Here is a 19,712-nt window from a genome sequence, read left to right as displayed (position 1 = left end):
TGAGTGTTGTAACTATTAGTCTCTGCCATGCCCGCCGAAGGCGGGAGCTACTCCAGATTCTGAGCGGCGCGGACGCCTGCGGCCGCTGCAAGCGAAGGCCTCATTATTTATCCTCTGAACGGTCGGACTGAAAACCTTATTTTCTTTTTGATTATTTTTTTACTGACCGAAGGTCAGGAATGTCTTGCGGGTAACCTCAGACTCACTTGCAGGTAAGGTCAATTTTCCAATTGCGGGTAACTGTGAGTAAAAAAAGACAGCCCCCGAAAAGCTGTATTTATGTCAGTTGCGGGGTCGGAATGGCGCGGCTGCGGGGAGAAAAACAGAGCGTCAGTTACGCGGCACAAACGACTTTACCGCCAGTCAAGGCGGTTAAAATCGTGCGGGAAACGTCAGTGAACGACGTCGGGAGGTGCAGGCTCGTAGCCGAGGCCCAGCTCCAGCTGGTTAAGATGCTGCCACACCAGGCGATCAAAACTGTCTGCGTCGAGATTGATCAGTTCGTGGTTCGGCCGTGTGCGAATGAGCCAGCTGGCCATCGTACTGCGCCGTTCATCGAGGGGGAGCTTGCCCAGCTTATTGCGCCTTTTCCCCCGCACTGCCTTCTCGCGCCGACTCAGCAGCGTCGCTATACGGGCTTTTTCATACCAGCGCCGACGGGCGGCCCTGACGGAGTCACGCGTACCGGGTTCGAGAATACCTTCCTCTTCAGCCTCGATGCGCTGATTTCGCTGCAGAAGCAGCTTATCCATGTTAACGCCGCACAGCTGCCAGAAACGTTCCGTGAGAATGATATGCCGGGGCATCCAGTACTGTTCAATCGGGTCCCATTCCAGATCAGGCATTTCGATAAGACCAAATCGGGCCAGCTCCGGAAACAGACGCGACAGCCGGCAGGGTTCTACCCGGGTTTCGGGGATGACATTGCCTTCACTGTCTTTCGGGCTGAGTTCACTGGCCAGCCGGTTAACATTGGCGGTCACAACCCAGGTGGCCATGTCGGCACGCTGAACAAGCAGAGGGAATAATGCATCAATAAGCGCACGCCGTTCCGGACGGAAATGCCGATCGCGACCTGCAGCTTTACGGTACTGCGTGAAGTAAGGATGAAGTGACGGCCGGAAACGCAGCTTCCATTTACCGCTGCTCTTCTCTTTGACGACCAGACGACGCATGGCGTGGCCAAACTCACCCGGAAGCGGGCGATAGTCATCAGGCGCGAACCACCGGGGTTCAGGGCATTTGCAGGTGACATCATGATCGCCGCGGCGACGTCTGTCATTTTCTGAAGTCGGGCTGTTTATCCCGATTAAAATGCGGTCATTCACCCTGTCCCAAACTTATGGCGGGCAGGGGTTGTCTTATGAATAGCATGCGTTATAATCCTTTACAGGCGCTGCGCCTGCTTTTGGACCCCCTGATTCTGATTCTTCCGCCAAGTTGATCTCAGATTCGGGGGGTTTTTGCATTCAGAGTACGGTAAACCGTAGACTCTATACCCTGGACGTTTTAACGGATACGTCCTATCCGGTTAATTTATTTCCGTGCCGCGCATGACCGGCCACAGGTTTACTGCAAATCCTCATCGTCAACCACCACAGTATTCGATAAGGATCTAAAAAGGATCGCCGCCCGGCGAATTCTGAAAAGAATACCCATCTCACCCGTTTAAATCCAGCACAGTTTGCGCATAGCTCGAATCGTATGGATAAAAAAAGTTCACTAATAAACTTTATTTTGAACGTCTTCGCATCTGCGGCCTGACTTAATCCAAATTACGCGTCTGGCGGGACGGTGTAACCCGGAGGAATATCTGGGAGAGGTATTTCCTGATTTTCAGTAGCAGGCTGTGCCGCAATCATGAACTTTCACTTAATAATACGATGGGCAGGGCGGTCAGGCTGAGGCGTACCGCAGCATCGCGAGGAACGAACAGCCTGAGTGGCGTGGCCGTCATGGGGTAGAGTTTTTGACAGACTGGCAGTTGCTGACTGGTTCTTTTTCACCCGGACCAGGGTTTTATCCCTTCGCTGCCCTGGCGATGGCCTGCTGCATAACCTGTTCGCTGACCACGCCCGGGATAACCGTGGTGTTATCCGGTGTGGCGTTCTCAGCAGGCATCACGATAATGCCCGGCGTCCCCGTAAGGCCCAGCATCTCAGCCAGGTCAGCATTGTTCTCAATAATCTGGTCGGAGGCAGCATTACTATCCTCTGAAGCGTTACCTGCACTGGCAGCAACAGCGGCTTTCTCAATATCTTCTGCCGTCAGTTTCCCTTCGTTATGCCCTGTCTGGTAAATGCCGTTGTGAAACGCCATATACGTGTCTGCGCCGTGTTTCCTGTAAATGCTAAGGCCGCGGCGTGATGCCTGCTCTGATTCCGGATAACGGGCGGCAAAAATGGTCCAGTCCCGTAATGCAAAGCGCACGTCGGCATTTGCAGCCATCACCTTTTCCATCACCGGCGCCATCATGCTGCAGGCGATACATTCATAGTCAAAGAACTCAGTCACGATAACCTTTGAGTCAGCCGGCCCTTTCACGGGAACGCCATCAAGCTGCATCAGCAGCCGGTGTGTTTTCAGCGCTGACTGCACGTAAGTTTGCTGCTGCATTGCCTGTTGCCGCGCCTGTAGCTTTTTGCTCACCTCTATGAGCACGTCCGGGTGCGCGACCAGATAGTCCGCCGCAATTTCGCCGATGCGGGCCTGTTGTTCGGGGCTAAAAGTTTCCGCGCCGGTCGCGCCGGACTGTACTGAAAACAACGAGGTGCTCATGGCCAGCGCAAAGGTGGCCATCTTAAGGGTCTGTTTCATGATTTATCTCATATGCCTGCCCGGAGCAGACTGAAGGTGAGGCGGCCGCAATGAGTGCGGCCACGCTGATTTTTAACGTTCTTTCTGAATGTTCCTTGAGGGTGCATGTGACAGTTCGGGTGGCATTCGTTCCGGAGCATCATGCTGAACCGGCCTGCTGAGACCTGCCGCAATCTCTCTTTCCGTCCGGGCGGCGGCTGAAAGCTCAGTAGCCAGTTCTGTATCGCCCTTGCCCGAATGTACTGGCTGCTCCCGGCTCTCCTCCGGCATCCTGATAATTCCCGGAGAATCCTGCCGGGTATCTTCCAGAACCCGGCCGGCAAGTTTCACCTCGTCCGTTACAGACCTGGCATCTGGGATCTCAGATTTCTCACTGTCTGTCATCTCCTGTGGAACAGCCCGACTGAGGTCTTTGGCAAGCTTTTCCTCTCCTGCCACATCTGCCCGACTGTCACTGGCCATAATCTGCGCCTCCGGGACGACAGGAACGTCAGGCTGATGACTGTCTCTCCTGACAAGGTCTCTGACAGCAGCGTCGCCAATGTCGGCAGGTACCGCTGTTGACACCGTATCTTCCGGAACGGGCGGTCTGTTCTGCACACTATTAACGGCTGCTCTTACCACCGTTTCAGCTACGGGCTCCAGGCCTCCTGAAATCTTTAGCAGCTGTTGTGACGGCGAGTCGTTTCCGGTTTTAAGCAGAATGCCGGACGTGGGATGCTTTCTCGCCGTGCTGAGCGCCTCGTCCAGTGTGTTCACCACCAGGGTTTCACCGTTCCGGCTTTTCTGCAATAGCGCCGCCTGTCCGCCGGTAGTGATAATCCGCCTTTCGGTACCCCGACTTACTTCACCACTGCCGGGACGAAGCGGCACCATCGTCAGGCCCGCCCCTTTACCGTTACCGTCGTACACCGGCAAGGCCAGATGAGGCTCAGGGAATTTTCGCGTCGGTGGGATAATACGGGCAGTAACCGGGCTGCCGCTCAGGCCGTTTGACCGCAGAAACGCGCGACCGATGGCCGTTTTTGACGCGGCCTGCCCCATCGCCCAGATTTGCCTGGCCTGAACGCGCTCCGGCTCCGGCATCAGCGCGTCATGCGCCGTGGACGGCTCGTTTTTTCTGCCCCCGAGCGTCTTTGTCCAGCCATCTCTGTCATCGGTAATTATCTGAACGTGGTCCTTTGCACGCGAGACGTTGATATAAAACGCACGTGCGCCACTCATTTGCTTGCGGGCACCCTCAACGCCTTCGAGCGCAAGTGAGTACCGGGCGCTGGCACCCTGTGCGCCATAGCCGGTGACAGCCCAGCTGTAGTCCACGTGTCGATCTGCAATCGTAGTCGCCGGATCGATGACTTTAACCCCACTGCCGTTACGCAGGACAATTTCACCCGTGTCACGCAGTTCCTCCACGCGATACTGTTCGTGTGCAGCGTGACCGGCCTGCTTCTGTGTTTTACTCAGGCGGACGCTGTCACCCGTGCGCAGCTCGATAGAGCGGGTTTCAAAAACCTCGATTTCAGTAGCGTTAAGTTCCTGTGGGGACCAGAAGTGCGTGCGCCCTGCTTCATCCTTCAGGATGACGTTGCCATTGTCCTGATCAACACCAGTAACGTGCAGATACCGCTGATTTGCCATAACCACCTGCCCGGCTTCCCAGTCGTCAATACGGTTAAAATCGTGCCGCCCGCCATTAATACGGTCCAGGACAGGGACGATGCGATGCGCCTCGCCCAGCTCTTTTGTTATCACCATCGCCTCATGAATACCCTCATTGATGGCTTTGCGGTCTGCGTGCAGCTGTACCATGATCATGGTCTGCTCCCTTGCCTCATCAGTGCGGCTCATAAAGTCAGCCACGATAGTAGAGACCGGGTCTGCTGACTGCACAATTGATCCGGAGGGAAGCACTGTACCCGGCCGCCGGGGAACGACGTCCGGAGAAACTTTTTCAATATTTCTGAGCGCGCCCGCGAAATCATTGCCGATGATGCTGTACACCGCAGACTTCAGATCCGTATCGCGCTGGCGCACGATTTCTTTCATCACCGCCACGTCAATCGGGCTCCGCTCCTGCATCAGCTGGAACGGCGCACCGCTCTCGGGCGACTGCAGCTGCGCGACGTCACCTACTGGTACGGCGCGGCCGTTGCCGGCAGCGATCGCGCGGTAAGCTGCAGCGGTATCCTGGTTACCAATCATGGAGGACTCATCGATAAGGAACAGCATATTGTCATAGCGGACGTCCTCACCGGCCGCGCTACGCATCTGCCAGTCCAGCACAAACGACTTTAGCGTCTGCGCATCAATGCCCGTGCCCGCCATCTCTTTGACCGCCCGGTGAGTCGGCCCCAGGCCCACAATGACCGGGCGCGCGTCGGCCGGCAGGGTATCGATTGCCGCCTTTACCGCATTGAACTGGGTGGTTTTACCGACGCCCGCATACCCCTGCACGGCCGTAAAGCGGTCCGGACTCTGCAGAATAAGTGAGGTAGCCTCTTTCTGGCCCTGAGTCAGGCCTGAAAGCAGAACGGGATCTACCTGTGCCATCAGCGGCACCTGCGTGTTTTTACCCCGTTCGATTTCACCGAGAATGGCTTTTTCCATCTCCCACGTGGAGCGCGCAACGAAGTGAGGCCCGGAACCGGTCTGCACCTCAATGAGATCGCCTTCCTTAACCTGCCGGCCAATTTCAGTTTCAATGAGCTTCAGATTGCCGCTGAACGTCAGCGCCTCCTCCAGCAGCTTCGTCCACGGGAAAGCAACGTCCCGCATCTGCGCCACGCTTCGCGTCACGGCTTTACGGGCATCAGAGAGTAGCTGCCTGTTAAGCGTGTCCACGGCCTCGCTGGCATCCTCTTTTCCGCTGGCCTGCCGGACCAGTGATAACGGCGAGCGCGTTGATCGTATGCGTCCCAGCTTCTCTTCCGCCCGGCTCAGGTCCTCACCCGTGAAAATCTCCGCCTCATGGCCTGACTGCGCCAGCGCATTAATCATGTTCACCGACAGGTCCTGCGCACCCAGGCTTGCCAGCACCGTACCCCGGTCGTTGTCGCGGCTGCCCGGAGCGCTGACGTATCCGTAACTCACATAAAGCGGCCGGGACGCATCCAGCTGCAGCGGCTTTTTCTGCCCTTCGCGCTGCACGACGAGCGTTCCGTTTTCAATAGCCGTAACCGTGAGGCGGTCGCGCGCCTTCAGGCCCGTATGTTTATCGCCGGCGAGCGCAAACAGGCGCTCCCCGGTGGCAACCCCGACGTCATTCTGTGTAAACAGCCGCCAGTCGCCTGAAAGTGCGCTGAGCTTCACCCGTGACAGCACACCGTCCCCGTCAATCAGGGAGAGCATGCGGGTCTCATCATGCACGCGATCAATCACGTAGTGACGCGTCTCGTTTTTCTCCGACCTGTCTTCCAGCACCATACCGGCGCGGTAGGTCTGAGGGAGACGGCGCTCTTTGGCCGTCATAAATACCGGCGTACGCGCCACAATACTGACCGGCTCCTGCCCCAGCCTGCCGGCATTCTGCAGCGCATTCCGGATGACACCGGTCAGCTGAGCCTGCTCGCGCGGGCCCGTCACCACTGCCGTAACGGGTCCGTCCGCCGGGTCCATTCCGGCAAAACGCTCTGCCAGCGCCTGATAGCGATCGCGCTTGTCCTGAATACTGGTCACGCGGACCTCAATTGCGTCAGGCGATGCGCTGAGGCTCTGACGTTTTACGCCTGCCGCGGTCAGTACGGACAGTGCGTTCGCATTTGACTGCCGCCCGGCGCTGTCCAGAAAAAGCAGCTGCGCATTCTGCAACTGCGCCTCACCGGTAAGTACCAGCATTTCTTTCAGGCTGAGCTTTTCTGCGCTTTCCACGATGACCGTACTCTGTGGCGTCAGGCTGAAGGTACCATCGAGCATCCGGCTGCGGTGGAGAAGCCGGTCTTTGAGCTCAGGTGATTTGGCAAAGCTGAGGGCGCGCTCGGCAGAACTGGTCAGCACGCTGACCTCGCGCCCCTGTTCGCGTGACATTGTCACCAGTTCCTCCGTGACTTCACGCAGCCGCCCGACTGAAGCGGGTGCACTGATGATGACGGCAGGCTCCCGGACAATGTTTTTAAGGTGTCCGGGGGGAGGATTGCCGTTGAGTCTGAAATCGACCACCCTGTTCTCTTTGAGAATATCTGCAACCAATGCCTGTACCGACAACTCATCCAGCAGGTGAATGTGCGAGGTAAATACGCCTTTATCGCCGTCAAGAGGCACGAGCAGGTTGTCACGAATTGCCTGGTCCAGCCCTTTGCGCAGGTCCGGAATGCTGTTCTGCAGTTCACCGGCGTTATGAGCGGTCAGCAGTAGATCCCCATAGGTAAATCGCGTTTTACTGTCGCTCAGTACAGAAATAGCGGTGCGGACAGCCTCCATCGCCTGCACGGGCGTTTCCTGCGCTTCGCCGGCTTCAGGCCGTGACTTTTCACGTTCGCGGGCCTCATTCATGACGCCCTGAATATCAAAGCCGGTATCCTCCATCTGTCGCTGCCAGCGCGCCTGAAGCCGTGCGCGGCCATCGGCGGTTTCGGGCTTTGCGATCGGCTCATCTTTCATCTGATCTGACGGCGCTGAGGGTTCCTTATCCGCAGTTGCAGAGGCTTTTCCGGTGTCAGCCACCACATGTTCCGGCACGGGATCAGTCTGCTCGTGCACAGGGGATGGTCCGGGCCGGACAATCGCCACATTTTTATCCTGTGCTGAAGGCGTTGCCGGTTCTTTATCCGCTGTTGCAGCCGCTTTTCCCGTTGCAGCGACCACGTGTTCCGGCACAGGCGTAGCCGGCACGGATACGGCGGAGGGTTCTGTCCGGGTACGTACCGGTACGGTTTCGTCTTCGCCATAGCGGCTGATATCCTGCTTGCGCTGGCGGGTATCAAGTGCGGCCACGTCGCGGCTTTTCAGCGAGGCATCCTCGCCGGCGCGCGCGTGGATTTCCCGGTGACGTGAGGAAAATTCTTCCAGCACATCTTCCGTAAAGCCCTTTATTTCCCACAAATCGTGACGGCCGCCGGTGGGGAGGGTTTCATAACCCATCGCCTCAGCCTTGCCCTTCAGCACGTTGCGGTAGATTTTGCCGTACGTTATCTGGTTGCGGTACGCCGTCTCGATGAAGCCGGCACCGTGAATGATGTCGGTGGCCAGCGCCTTCCACTTGCCGTCCAGCTCCGTAACGTTAGCCATCACCGCGTGGGTATGGATCTGCGGATCGAGGTTGCGCGAAGTGTCGTGCGTGAACAGCGCGGCGACCATTTTACCGCTGGTAACGATGCGCGTGACGCCCTCCTTCGTGTCACGGGCACTTACCGTCTGCTCCATGACAGCCAGCGTCTCTTTTACCGCTTCATGGTGCGCCTCCAGCAGGCGTTTGTCGCCGCCGGCAAGGATCAGCATTGAGACGCTTTTAGGTGCTGAAAAGGTAAAATCATGTCCAGGCCGGTGCACGTGCGCGCCCTGCATTTCCTTACCCAGCGTCACGCCATTGGGCAGATTGCCATGCAGAATGCCCGTGAACGTATCAAGGTCAACCGGCCCCTCAAGGCCGAGCTCGCGCGCGCCCTCGCCCAGCCACTGCGTGGGCATATCGTCCAGAAAATAGTAGTTATCCTTGCTGCTGTAGTAGCCGGCAGCATCGGCGGCCGAAGCCACCGGAGCAACGGTCATCATCGTTCATACCCTCCCGGGTCCAGGCTGTCACTCATCTCCTGATACGCCTCGTAGTCGTCGCGGTGTCGCAGGATGTTCTTTTCGTCGTCGGCCATGCGCGCATTGGCATCCCCATACTTTTTGGCTTCTGCTTCCTCGCGCTTTTCCTGATCCGTTTTTCGCGGGCTGATGTGCCGGACAATGAGGCGCCCGCCGTCATCTTTTTCCATCTGCACGTTTAGCTCTGGAGCCTCCCCACCCGATGTGTCGCTGTCGGTTTCAGTCGTGCCTGCCGTATTGCCGGTCTGCAGCCTCCTGATTCGGTCCAGCGGAGAAAGCCTCGGGGCGGTATCAGGCTGTGGAATTACTGGTGCCGATGGGCCCGGCGTTGTCTCTGTTGTTTGGTCCGATGTGGCTTGCCTGGCAGGCAGCGGCCTGACCTGAGACGCACTCAAGGGTTCAACCGTGGCGCGGCGAGCGAACGGATGGACGTTAGAGGTGGTCAACATTTCGCTGGCAGAAGCGGGGGTTTCTTCTGTCGCTTGCACTTGAGTGGAAACTTCGACGGCAGGATCAGCTTTGCATTCAGCTGACGCTGCTGATCCCTCTGTGAGGTTTTGAGGTATCACCGGGGCTACAGTCGGCGAGGCAGCTGCAGATTCAGGCACAGCAGTGACGGTGGTGTGGCCACCGTCTTCAAGTATTTCTTCGCCGGTCGGAAACGAAATGTTCGCTGCGCGGGAAATCCGTTCGTTGCTCTCGATGATGCGTTCGAGTTCTGGACTCAGCCGGTCACGAAAGTCGCGCTCTATCAGTGCCGGGTGGTATTTTTTCTGTTGGCGGTACTTCAGGTTCAGCTTCACCACCGGGTATTCGCCCGGCAGGCGGATATAAAACTGCAGGTTAGGCATCTTCATTATCTGGTCGTAGTCCACGATGGGCTCGTTGACCTTGTCCTTACTGATGGAGATACCGTCGCGCACCTGGTCAAGGCCGTAGCTGTTCTGTTCGCGCGCCTCGCGCCGGCGCTGATGCCCCAGCTCCTCCTCCACGATTTTTGCCACCTCAGCGCTCGGCGATCGGCCATAGGCGCGGGTGTTAAGCAGGTCAAAGATGGCTTTGGCCATCTCGCGGCCGTAAATGTGGATCAGCTGCGGCATGTTCTGAATGCCAATCACAAAGCAGGCCCCGAACTTTCGCCCCTCGGCCAGCGTTTCGTTGAGCTCCGGTATCTTCTGCAGGCCGGCAATCTCATCGCCGACGACCCATACGCGGCGCTCACTGTCCTCTCCCATGCTCTGCAGCAGCAGCGTGGCCATCGACAGCCACATGGTGATCAGCGGGCGCACCGCCTTGCGGTGGCGGGCCGTGGTGGAGATAAACAGCCAACTGCTGTCGTACTGTGCGTCGGTCATCCACTCGCGGATGCTAAACTCTGGCTTTCCCTCCTTATCCAGTCCCTGCAGGTAGCGCAGGGACTTGGCATAGTTGGTCAGCACCGAGCGGATGGAGATGGCGGTCTTCTCAATTTTCTCCTCGACCAGGTTGGCCGACGGGGTGTTTTTCAGAAACTCGCGCAGGCTTTTCAGATCGATGGACAGGCAGGTCTTCAGGAATGCCTCAATACTGCGGTCCGGACGGGACGCGAACTGCATGGCCGTGTCGCTGAAGATGGTGCGCGATGAAGATACCCAGAACGGGTCGGAGTCACCTTCAACCGGCATCAGCGCGGCCGTCATATTCTCGTAGTCCACCACGTCCTGCGCTTCGCGCCACAACACCCAGTTCTCACAGCGCTTATCATGCGCGCAGAGGATTTTGTCGATGCGCTCGTCGTAGTGGGTCTCAATAAAGGTACCGCCGGAGTCATAAATGATCGCACGGTCGCCGCGCCGGCGGATGTAGTCCAGCAGCCAGCGAATGAGCGTGGACTTGCCCACGTTAACGGTGCCGTGAATGAGGAAGTTCATGATCTCGGCGTTCTTCACCATGTTCAGTCCAGCTATCTGCAGATCGGACTTCTGGCCGGCTTTTTTAAGCAGCCGGTTTACCTCTTTGGGCTTGTCGGTGAGGGTCATGCCAGAGATAAACTCGTCCTCACTCTCCTTTTTACCGATGCGACCCACGTACCAGGCGATGAGGCACCAGAGCAGGCTGGCGGTGATACCACAGGCGCTGGCGATAAAGCGCAGGTTCGCCAGAAACTGGCGGCCCATGTCCTGCATCCACGGATTGGCCAGCAGCTGCGCCGGCGTCAGCTTAATGGTGCATAACTGCGCACCTTCGCCGCAGTGCCAGATAACGTCCCAGGTGGCTTCGGCCGCGCGCGGTGAGAGGCCAAGCAGTGAGTGGCTGGGCCACGCTGCCCAGTACCAGAAGCCGTTGCGCAGCACGTCGTCGGGCGTCGTCAGCCAGAACAGCACGCCGGTGGCCACAACGAAAAGCAGCAGCATCCAGTGGAATATCCAGTTGCTGACCTGAACAAACATGCGCAGTCGGTAGGCCGTCATCTGGCCGCCCTGCGTCAGGTATTTGGGTGTAAAACTCATGGGGAACTCCGGAAAGCACGCAGGCGCAGCCCGCCCGGAAAACCGGGCAGGCTGACGGCAGAAAGAAAAGTGGCAGAGAGGGCCGCTCAGGCCCCTGAGATTATTTCAGCGTGACGGACGTGGGGGTGCGGATAAGCCCCGTACGGCGCAGCAGCCAGAAGCCAGCTATCACAGGGATACCACAGGTGAAGATGGCCAGATTCCAGCAGGCCAGCAGGCCAGCGTGAGCGCTGACAGCACGCAGCCGGCCGTCAGCACCAGCAAAACCAGCAGCAGCGTAATAATGCCCGGGGGCATCATGTCGCCCTGCACCATACGGGTGGTGAGGTCCCAGGCAAACAACTGGCTGTGCGACATGATGGTTTTTACGATATCCGGCCCGAACTGCCACAGCACGATGGCACTCCAGGCGAAAAACAGGGTTAACCAGACAATAAAGGTGCGAGCCGCACCGCTGAGAGTGAGCATAGGTTTTTCCTTAAGAAAGTTAAGAAAGGAGGGTCAGTACAGGTACAGCACATTCCCGGACGTGCGCCACCCGCGCAGAAGCCTGCCAGTGCAGCATGCGGGGGGATATCCGGCGAATCTGAGCCACGCTTCCGCTACCCTGTGCATCAGGGAGACGCGTGTAAATATGAGGTCCCGTAAGGGAGGAGGGCAGCACCCGTGGTGTTGATGCTGCCCTGGTGTCAGCTGCCTGGGGGCGCAGACGGGGGATCGGCAGGCGCCTCGTTGTCAGGAGAGATTTCTTATTTCCCCTTAAGGCGCATGCCGCCGGTTTTGCAACCGGTCATTATTTAATACCAGGAATTTCAGCGGCCTGCAAGTCTCCAGATAAGGCGTAAGATATTCCAGAGCGCCAGTGCAATGGTTATTCCGCAGGATGCTATCGACAAAACATAAAGAAGCACGGCTGCGACGACAAACCGGAAGAAACCATCAGAATTAACCGCAACTGATGTGCCGCTGTATTCATGCATTGCGCTGATAAACCGCCCCGGGAGCCAGTTCTCTGTAACCTTCGCTAACAACAGTGTGCAGATGCCACCGAGCAGTGTGATCATTACATGTGCTGGTAGCCAGGCTGCAACATCCTCGATTCGTCTTCGCACTGTTCGCTCCCGTGATCAGTGACTTTATCCGTTACATGATGCCTGCAACGGATTTGGCCAGCTGCGCTTCAAGCACCGGCTTTGCCTCTTCGAACTTCAGGTTTACTTTGTTGGCATTTGAGACAACGCGGGTCTGGTACTTCATACGATTGCCATCTTCGCTGCTGGTCTGCAGCTTGATGCCCGAGGAGCCCTGACGCAGTGCTGCTACGTTGTCAGTTGTCACTGACGCCTTGCTGCGCTCAGAAATTTGCAGATCGGTCACCATCGTATAGTTTGTGTCTTCAACCAGAGCATCCGCCGCCATTCCGGCAAGGCCCGCCGCCAGACCTACCCCAAGGATTGCCCCGCCGGATGTGCTGTTATAGGCAGTAATGCCTGCACCCAGCGCGGCGCCGGTAGCGGCACCTTCATATCCGGTCGACAGAAATCCCTGTGCCTGACGTAAGTCCATCTTTTCTGCCTTCAGGACATTGGCCTGAATCCAGTAGTAGGCAGAGTCAGGATTTGAAGTCACGGTGTAGCCTTTGGCCCGCAGGTCCTGTGCCAGCATCGGCTCCAGATCGCTCATGTCCTTGTCAGATGTGTTACGCACCTGCAGGTACACGGTTTTCTGGCTGGAAGGCTCCAGCCACACTGTCTGGCTCATCTGCGTTTTGACGTCGAGATTGCGTTTTTTGATGGCAGTGCTCATAGCACTACAGCCGGAAAGCATCAGAGAGGCAGCAGCAATCGCTGCCACGAAGGCATTGCGGTTTTTCATTGACGTATCCTTGTTAAACGGAAAAAACGGGACTGGCGCGCCCCGGGGCACGCTGTATTAATAAGGGGGGTTATTAAGAAAACCCCTTCCGTCAGAGTGCCGGAAGGGGTATCGGCAGACGCCGTGAGAACTTAAATCTTTTTGATAAGATTGCTGATTTTCTCAAGAGCCAGACCGGCTCCGAGTCGGTTAATTTCAGCGGAGACTAATATGCTTGTAATCACAAACAACATTAATAATAAAGCTGGAACTGCTAAGGCAAACCAAACAGAAACCCCGGAAAGTAAGCTACTCAAAATCATTAGTGAACAAAAAATTATGACCGATTTTCTTACTATCTTGCCGATATGACTAATTATCAACGACTCATTTCTAAGGTTTGATGGTAAAGATAGGTAGGTGAGTTGGTTGTTATATGTCATAAGAAAAACAAACAATCCTATACCTGCAGTAATGGCCACTAAGTACCAACCTTCCGAAGCAAAAAAGTTCAAAAAGCCTGCAATAGATGCATCATCTTTATAATAAGAAACATAAAAGATAATGGTACTTAAGACGCTTAACACAGCAGCAAAAAGTGGCAATATTGAACTTCTTTTCGACAAGGAAGCCGCCGAAGGAATTTCTCGATGATTAGCCCCTAAGCAGCCCATCAAAAGATCGACGTCCGCTTCAACTTGTGCTGCAGTTAAGTTTGCCATCTGCGTTCTCCCTTCACATTCATCAAGAGGCTTTTTTCTGCTGCTCCCTAAGCTCTTTTAATTTCTTCTCAAAGGCGTCGGTTTCCGCATGATCAAAGCCTGGTTTAGTTTGCCTAATATCCTCTTCAGTACGGCCTATCTGCTGACTCCTGACCGCACCCTGATGCTCATTTCTGAGTATATCACTGGACGTCTGAACAGTGGTTTTATTTTCGGCGATTTTCCCGTCATTTTCCCTGAGAGTTTCCATAAGGCCAGATCTTTGTGCTGCGACCTGATTAGCAACGTTACTCTGGATGCCGGCCCCTGCGGCCTGCTCGCTCACACGTCTGGACCCGCTGCGGAAATCATCTCTCATTTCCTGTGAAGGTGCACCGGCCTGAGCGCTGAGGTTTCGTTCTCCCTGATGCGCGCTGACTTCAGTTGTGCGGCCATTTGTGATGACAGATTCCGGCGACGCTCCGCGGACTCGTTCATGGCCATGAGCCGAAGGTGAACCCGACAGAGCGTCTCCGGACGACTGCGTCCCGGCATGAAGCGGTGCTCCCCCGCCCGAAGATGTCCCGGCGGCATCCAGCGAACGGGCAGGCTGCAGCGGCTCGCTGTTAACCTGGTCTGTCCTTGCGCCATAGTTACGCATGATTTCCGGCTCAAGCCGCTCGTGCATAAATTCGGTGGCCGCACCCTGAGCGCTTCTGACGTTGGTCAGGATGTTCTGCGCATCACTGCCATATTTCGCCGTCGTCCAGTCCACAAACTCCTGATTGTAGTTAGCATCCAGGCTGGCGCTCTGCGTCTGTGACAGCGTGGCCATGCGGCTGAACTCCTGACTGCGCGTGCTGCTCTCGGTGTACTGATGGTACTGACTCTTCGCATCATTAAGCGTCGCTGCGAACTGCTGAGCATTCGAGCTGGACTGATTATCAGTATGACTCCCCGAATCGCTCAGGCGGGTTGAGGTGACCATGTCCACACCCTCGCGGAAGTCACGGGCTTCCTGACTGCTCTGATCCTTACGGTTATCGCGGCCCTCAGCGTGGCTGTCCTGCGTCCCGTGCGAGCTGCCAGACGTATGGCGCCAGTCCGTATTGACGTTTGCTTCGCCCCCGGCACTGAGGCCGGTCGCCCACTTGCCCAGTTTGCCGGCAAGTTGGTCACCTGAGTCAAATTTCACATAGCCTCTGGCACCCGCACCCACACCACCCTGATTAGTAATGTCCATTAGCTGGTTATACGCCTGCTGTTCAGAAACATTATGCGACTTCGCATAGCTCTCAACAGCCGACTGCATTTTGCTCGCGCCTCTGGAGAAGTTCGTTGCCACGCTGTTGTCGCTGCCCTGCGTCACGCTGTCGCTGTTGCCACTCTGCTGCGTCAGCTGGTTCATCTGCTGGAAACCACTGGTCACGCTGTGGTTATAGCCATCAAGAGAGCTCTGCGCCTGCTGCTGTGCCTGCCGCGCCTGCTCGGAGAACCCGCTGCTGGCAAGGGAGCTGAGGCGCATGCTGACCGGCAGGTTAGATATCGCCTGGCTGGTATCCACTACGGTATGGCCGTCCGCCGTCTGCGTCATCATCGCGTTATTACCGGTTTGGAAGCCCTGAGACCCCGAGCGGCGCAGCATGTTGGTGTCAAACTTGTTGGCGCTGACGTTATCCATCGACATGTTGTTAAACGACCAGTTGCCGTCAGCTGTCGTGGAAGCTTGTCCGCCGGTCGCAAACGCCGCCGAACTCATTACCCCACCTACGGCCTGTGAAGCTACCGATGCCGCGCCTTTAGTCAGGAAAAAGGCCAGCACCGGTATCGACATGCTCAGATAGCCAGCGATGTTGGCCGCGTCCGAGTGCTGCAGGGCGACCAGATCCTGATTTGCCAGCACAAGTGGGGTGGCACCGGTCTTAGTCTGCAGGTAGAAGTTGGCCAGCGAGTTAAGGATGGCAAACATAACCGGCCACATCGTGAAGTAAACGAAACCGCCAGCGTACAACTTCAGCGTTTTAAGCCCGAAGATGTCGTGGTTCACCAGTGCCAGCGCAATCACCAGCGGGAACAGCGCAATCAGTACCAGCATCATCAGTGACTGGAACATCGGCAGTGTCCGCGAGGCTATCACGCCGCCTGCACCCCAGCTGATGCGTTGCTTGGTCATACTGGACTCGGTGGCAAGATTCAGCAGGTTGGCCGTATCCGAAGAGCGGGCAGCAAAACCTTTCCAGCCGTCCCGGATGGCCGCATTAGTGATGTTGTTACGCATGATTTGCGATGCACTCAGGCCGCCTGCATAGAAGAAGTTGTAGCTATCATCCATTGCGTTGCCGAGCAGTGTATCCCCGCTGACGCGGCTGCCGAATACGCGCGTTGCCAGCGCATGCCAGGTCGTACCGCCAATGCGTACGTCAGCTCCGATCAGGTTTTTGACGACGGCAGCCGCCTGCTGGCAGGTGATGAACTGCCGGCCGCTGCCAGTATCCTGGTACAGACCGCGCAGCGGACTCGGGTTATTCGTAATCAGCGTCAGCGGATCGGTGCTGTTCAGCAACTGCGACACGGTGTACTTGTTATTCAGCAGGATATCGCCCACCACGCAATTTTCCACGTAGTCGGTAAGCATTCCGGCCAGTTGCGGATTCTGTGACCGGAAGTCCGTAGACTGCGCAACAATTTGTGAACCGAAAAGCATGCCAGACTTCGTATAGGTCAGCGAGTCCGGCCGCGAGAAGCTGTACTCATAAAGCTGCGCCACCCCGAACTGCACGGACGTGGTCAGGCCGGCGATGAAGGCCAGGCCGGCCGGCACGTTATCGACCTGATAAACTGCCGCCGGGTCTGTAACATCAAGTATCTGTATGCTGCGCTTCGGAACGAGCAGCACCGAGGTGATGACAAAAAAGATGGCCAGCCAGCTGGCAAACACCATCGGATTACGCGATTTGATAAAACTGAAGATCACGCCCAGTACGCCGAAGAGTCCGGCGATACGTTTTAATGTGTCATAAGTGTCGCTGCCGATGACGGTGACGACGCCGTTAAACACCTGCCGCCACATATCACCGCCGTAGATGGTCCAGACCTCAGTCATTGCCCGTTCCCCACTGATAGTTGCCCTGATAGGACGTCGAGATAATGGTCGATACCTGCTGCTGCAGGTACTGCATATTGCGATCGATGCCGTCCAGTGCGTTCTGGTCGGCGGTGCTCTGCAACTTCATCTGTGCCAGCAGCGAGGTAGCAGCCAGCACGTTGTTACGAAGTTCGCCGGCCGCCTGCTCGGGGAAGTTTTTACCAGCCAGTGACTGGCTCGCCTGCTTTACCAGCTCCTGCAGGTACTGAATCATCATGTCCTGCGCAATAAAGTCGGCGACTTGTATCAGGTAGGTAGGGCTCATTCCCATGCTGCGTGAGTTAGTCAGGTATTTCAGCACCGGCACAGAGGTGGTATTAATGAAGCCCTTCTCTCTGTCAGACAGGCCAGTGTCAGCGGTGAGCTTGCTGTCGATGGAAATCATCAGGTTTCTTACCTGCGTTACCAGTGCCACATCACTGCTGATCGTGACGCTGGCCACTGTCGGCCCGAGGCACAGGTCCTGTTCGTCACAGCCGTACATTTTCGCGGTGCCGCCGCGCATCAGCACGGTAATAATGTCGCGATTATCAACGAGAGGAGTCAGAACGGTGACCTGCCCTGCTTTGTTAAAAATGATGGAACCCACCACGCTCATCACCAGTTCCTTCAGCTGGCGGTTACCATCAAACAGATGGTTACGGCCCAGTGCGTCCCAGATGAGGTTCTTATTTTTCAGCACCTGGTCCTTCATGTTGTCGGAAGCCCGGCCAGTGACGCTGTCACCCTGACCGCCCACGGTGCAACCCTGACGCGACGCGGCCCAGTCGGAAAAGATGTTGCTCTCACCCGCAATGTCCTGACAAATTTTCTGGTTCGAAACCTGAGACACCGGCCATAGGCCGCCGATGATACCCTGCGCTGCCTGACAGGAGCTCATGTTGGCGGAGTTCACGTCCGAGGCGAGTTTCTGCAAAAAGTCTTTGGCCTGCTTGAGTTCCGGCACCATCGTCTGCAGTGCTAGATCAAAGGCGTAGCCCGCCGCATTACTCATGATCTGCTTCACGAATCGCTGCAGTTCCGCGCCGTTGATATAGGAAAAAGCCCCCAGATAGGAGTCAATGCCGCCGCAGCCAGCGTTGAGTGACGGTACCTGCATCGAGATTAGCTGCACCTGTTTGACCGGGTTACGCAGATAGATGGAGCCGCCGGTAACGTAGCCTGCAGCCTGACCTTGCCATGCCTGCGCCTTTGAGACGTTGCCGTCAAAGCCGAGGCTGCCAAAGTAGCCGTTCAGGTCGCCCTGCACATCGGCAAAAGCCGGCACGTTCAGTGTAAGGGCAGCCAGAGCGCCTGTGAGGAACTGACGCAGATTCATGGTGTTTTCCCCGTCTGTAAATGTGAACGTTCTGTCATTGAAAACTCCGGTCAGCCATAAATCCGTGCCGACGCAGTGTGATGCTGGTTAGTACGCCGCAACCTAAGCCACCGGCAAGGGAAAGCAGGAACAGCAGCGGATAAAGCTGAAGACCGCTGAGGACCAGCGCATCAGAACCGTAAGTCATGCCGATTATCGGGCCAGCAAGGTCGCAGGCGAGCCAGGCATAAATTCCGGCAGCAGCCAGCAGCGAGGCGCAGACAAGCAGCAGCGCAGTCTCAAGTCGCGAGAGCGTTAAAGGTTTTTCAGTCATGGGTATTCCGTGAGCGGCACAGCCGCCTGAATTATTGTGGGGTCAGTGAGGCGCTGCTGGGTACCGGACCCAGCGTATCCGGCGGGAGGTTGTCGATATCGGCTTCGATCATCTGCGCCAGGCGCTGGCTCATCGTTCCCATATCCGTTTCCCCCTGAAACAGCGGGTAGGCCACGTTGGTGTTCACGTTGACCATAAAGGTGGTCGGCGTGGCGATGGGCAGGCCGTTACCGAAGAACGTCAGAATTTCACCGGCAATGGGCTCATTCGGTCCCGCCTTACGCGGGATAAGCGCCACCGGAAAAGCCGCATCCCCGTAGCCGTCAAGGCTGTAGGGATACACCTTTATTCCCGCCTCATCCGCCCAGGCCTTCAGCAGCGGGTCGAACTTCGCGCTGTACTGACAGCCGCGCTGCATAAAAACCACCACCGCATAGTCGTTCAGGTTTACCTGACGCCCGTCGGTAAGGGTCATCATTCTGGGCGGCTTTGCAGGTGCCGCACGCACCATGCGCGTTCCGGGCAGTCCGAAATCCGGCAGCTGCGCACCGCGCTGCCCCTTCGCCTGCTCCAGCGCAGCAATGTCCGAGGCCACAGACGCCTGTGCGAATACAGGCAGCGTCAGCAGTATCGTCACCAGCACATTAAGCCTCATGATGGCCTCCCCGGCTGCGGCGCGACCTTCGCCAGGCTACCAGCTCCGCGATGAGGCCCAGCGTAACCAGAATCAGACAGGCTACTGAAACGCCGGCAAGCACGTCATAGGTGAAGCTGACTGACCATGCCAGCAGCTGGCGCAGGCAGTTAAAAATGATGCCTGCCATAAACAGGAGGATGATAAGAGGTAAGCGGTTCATAAACGGACTCCCTGAGCGTGGCGGCGCAGGGCCCGCACCGCCACGCCGGCAATAATGGAAAATAGTACGCCGCTAAAGTAAAGGCCGCGCAGCGTACTGTTGGTCTCTGTTGCCCATGCCTCACGGCTCTCTGCCGCCTTCACACACGCGACGGGCGGGGGTGCAGGCTTAATTTCTCTGCTGACCGATGCGGTCTTATCCCGCGACGTATCAGGAACCGACTGCCCGGCCTCCCTCAAAACCCGTGAGGTGCAACTCCACACCTGCCCCGCCGGGGCATCGCGCATCAGCCTTTCGGCCTCGTTCACAAGCATCTGCCCGGCACCACCGGCACCGCGTGCACTGAGCAGGAACAGCAGAAAGAACAGCAGCGCCGGATGGATAACGAGCGTCTGCAGCAGGAGGTTTTGTACCAGCCGCGCAGCGCGCAGCCGCCCGTGCCAGACAGGTGAGAGTGTCAGCATAATCAGGTC

14 protein-coding genes are annotated in these 19,712 nt (G+C 57.0%); all 14 read right to left on the bottom strand.

Annotation, left to right across the window (positions count from 1 at the left end; genetic code table 11):
• Nucleotides 1-392: 392 nt before the first annotated feature.
• The 14 genes from repA to HFD87_RS20610 all read right to left on the bottom strand — a co-directional run bounded on the left by repA (nucleotide 393) and on the right by HFD87_RS20610 (nucleotide 19,703).
• Entirely contained in the window at nucleotides 393-1,328 is a 936-nt protein-coding gene (repA, locus tag HFD87_RS20675) for a plasmid replication initiator RepA (protein WP_061704448.1), read from the bottom strand.
• A gap of 691 nt (nucleotides 1,329-2,019) precedes the next feature.
• Complete coding sequence (locus HFD87_RS20670; protein WP_167423874.1) at nucleotides 2,020-2,817, bottom strand: thioredoxin domain-containing protein; 798 nt, start codon at nucleotides 2,815-2,817, stop codon at nucleotides 2,020-2,022.
• Between the two features lie 72 nt (nucleotides 2,818-2,889).
• On the bottom strand, nucleotides 2,890-8,523 hold the full coding sequence (gene mobF, locus HFD87_RS20665) for a MobF family relaxase (RefSeq protein WP_167423873.1): 5,634 nt from the start codon (nucleotides 8,521-8,523) through the stop codon (nucleotides 2,890-2,892).
• On the bottom strand, nucleotides 8,520-11,051 hold the full coding sequence (gene traD, locus HFD87_RS20660; protein ID WP_167423872.1) for a type IV conjugative transfer system coupling protein TraD: 2,532 nt from the start codon (nucleotides 11,049-11,051) through the stop codon (nucleotides 8,520-8,522). The genes mobF and traD overlap by 4 nt, the downstream gene beginning before the upstream one ends.
• Before the next feature lie 168 nt (nucleotides 11,052-11,219).
• Nucleotides 11,220-11,519, bottom strand: coding sequence for a hypothetical protein (locus tag HFD87_RS20655; RefSeq protein ID WP_243207493.1), 300 nt, complete (start codon nucleotides 11,517-11,519; stop codon nucleotides 11,220-11,222).
• A gap of 344 nt (nucleotides 11,520-11,863) precedes the next feature.
• Nucleotides 11,864-12,115 (bottom strand): hypothetical protein, encoded by a 252-nt coding sequence (locus HFD87_RS20650; protein ID WP_167423871.1) that lies wholly within the window; start codon nucleotides 12,113-12,115, stop codon nucleotides 11,864-11,866.
• 79 nt (nucleotides 12,116-12,194) lie between these two features.
• Nucleotides 12,195-12,926, bottom strand: a complete 732-nt coding sequence (gene traT / locus HFD87_RS20645; RefSeq protein ID WP_167423870.1) for a complement resistance protein TraT — start codon at nucleotides 12,924-12,926, stop codon at nucleotides 12,195-12,197.
• Between the two features lie 131 nt (nucleotides 12,927-13,057).
• Complete coding sequence (locus HFD87_RS20640) at nucleotides 13,058-13,627, bottom strand: hypothetical protein (RefSeq protein ID WP_137230252.1); 570 nt, start codon at nucleotides 13,625-13,627, stop codon at nucleotides 13,058-13,060.
• A gap of 22 nt (nucleotides 13,628-13,649) precedes the next feature.
• Nucleotides 13,650-16,709, bottom strand: coding sequence for a conjugal transfer mating-pair stabilization protein TraG (gene traG, locus HFD87_RS20635; protein WP_167423869.1), 3,060 nt, complete (start codon nucleotides 16,707-16,709; stop codon nucleotides 13,650-13,652).
• Nucleotides 16,702-18,069: a conjugal transfer pilus assembly protein TraH gene (gene traH, locus HFD87_RS20630; protein ID WP_033774268.1), complete on the bottom strand. Its 1,368-nt coding sequence runs from the start codon at nucleotides 18,067-18,069 to the stop codon at nucleotides 16,702-16,704. Before traH ends, traG begins: the two co-directional genes overlap by 8 nt.
• Nucleotides 18,070-18,103: 34 nt before the next feature.
• Complete coding sequence (locus tag HFD87_RS20625) at nucleotides 18,104-18,382, bottom strand: hypothetical protein (RefSeq protein ID WP_033781222.1); 279 nt, start codon at nucleotides 18,380-18,382, stop codon at nucleotides 18,104-18,106.
• 31 nt (nucleotides 18,383-18,413) lie between these two features.
• Nucleotides 18,414-19,037 carry an F-type conjugal transfer protein TrbB gene (trbB, locus tag HFD87_RS20620; RefSeq protein WP_033774272.1) on the bottom strand — a complete coding sequence of 208 codons (624 nt, stop codon included), beginning with the start codon at nucleotides 19,035-19,037 and terminating at the stop codon, nucleotides 18,414-18,416.
• Entirely contained in the window at nucleotides 19,027-19,239 is a 213-nt protein-coding gene (locus HFD87_RS20615; protein WP_033774274.1) for a hypothetical protein, read from the bottom strand. Before HFD87_RS20615 ends, trbB begins: the two co-directional genes overlap by 11 nt.
• The gene (locus HFD87_RS20610) at nucleotides 19,236-19,703 is read right to left on the bottom strand and encodes a hypothetical protein (RefSeq protein WP_167423868.1); all 468 of its coding nucleotides are present in this window, start codon (nucleotides 19,701-19,703) and stop codon (nucleotides 19,236-19,238) included. Before HFD87_RS20610 ends, HFD87_RS20615 begins: the two co-directional genes overlap by 4 nt.
• Between the last annotated feature and the right edge of the window lie 9 nt (nucleotides 19,704-19,712).

It is taken from the genome of Pantoea sp. EKM21T, assembly GCF_011800405.1.
Taxonomy (GTDB): Bacteria; Pseudomonadota; Gammaproteobacteria; order Enterobacterales; family Enterobacteriaceae; genus Pantoea; species Pantoea agglomerans.
This window is presented reverse-complemented; position numbering and strand designations above follow the sequence as displayed.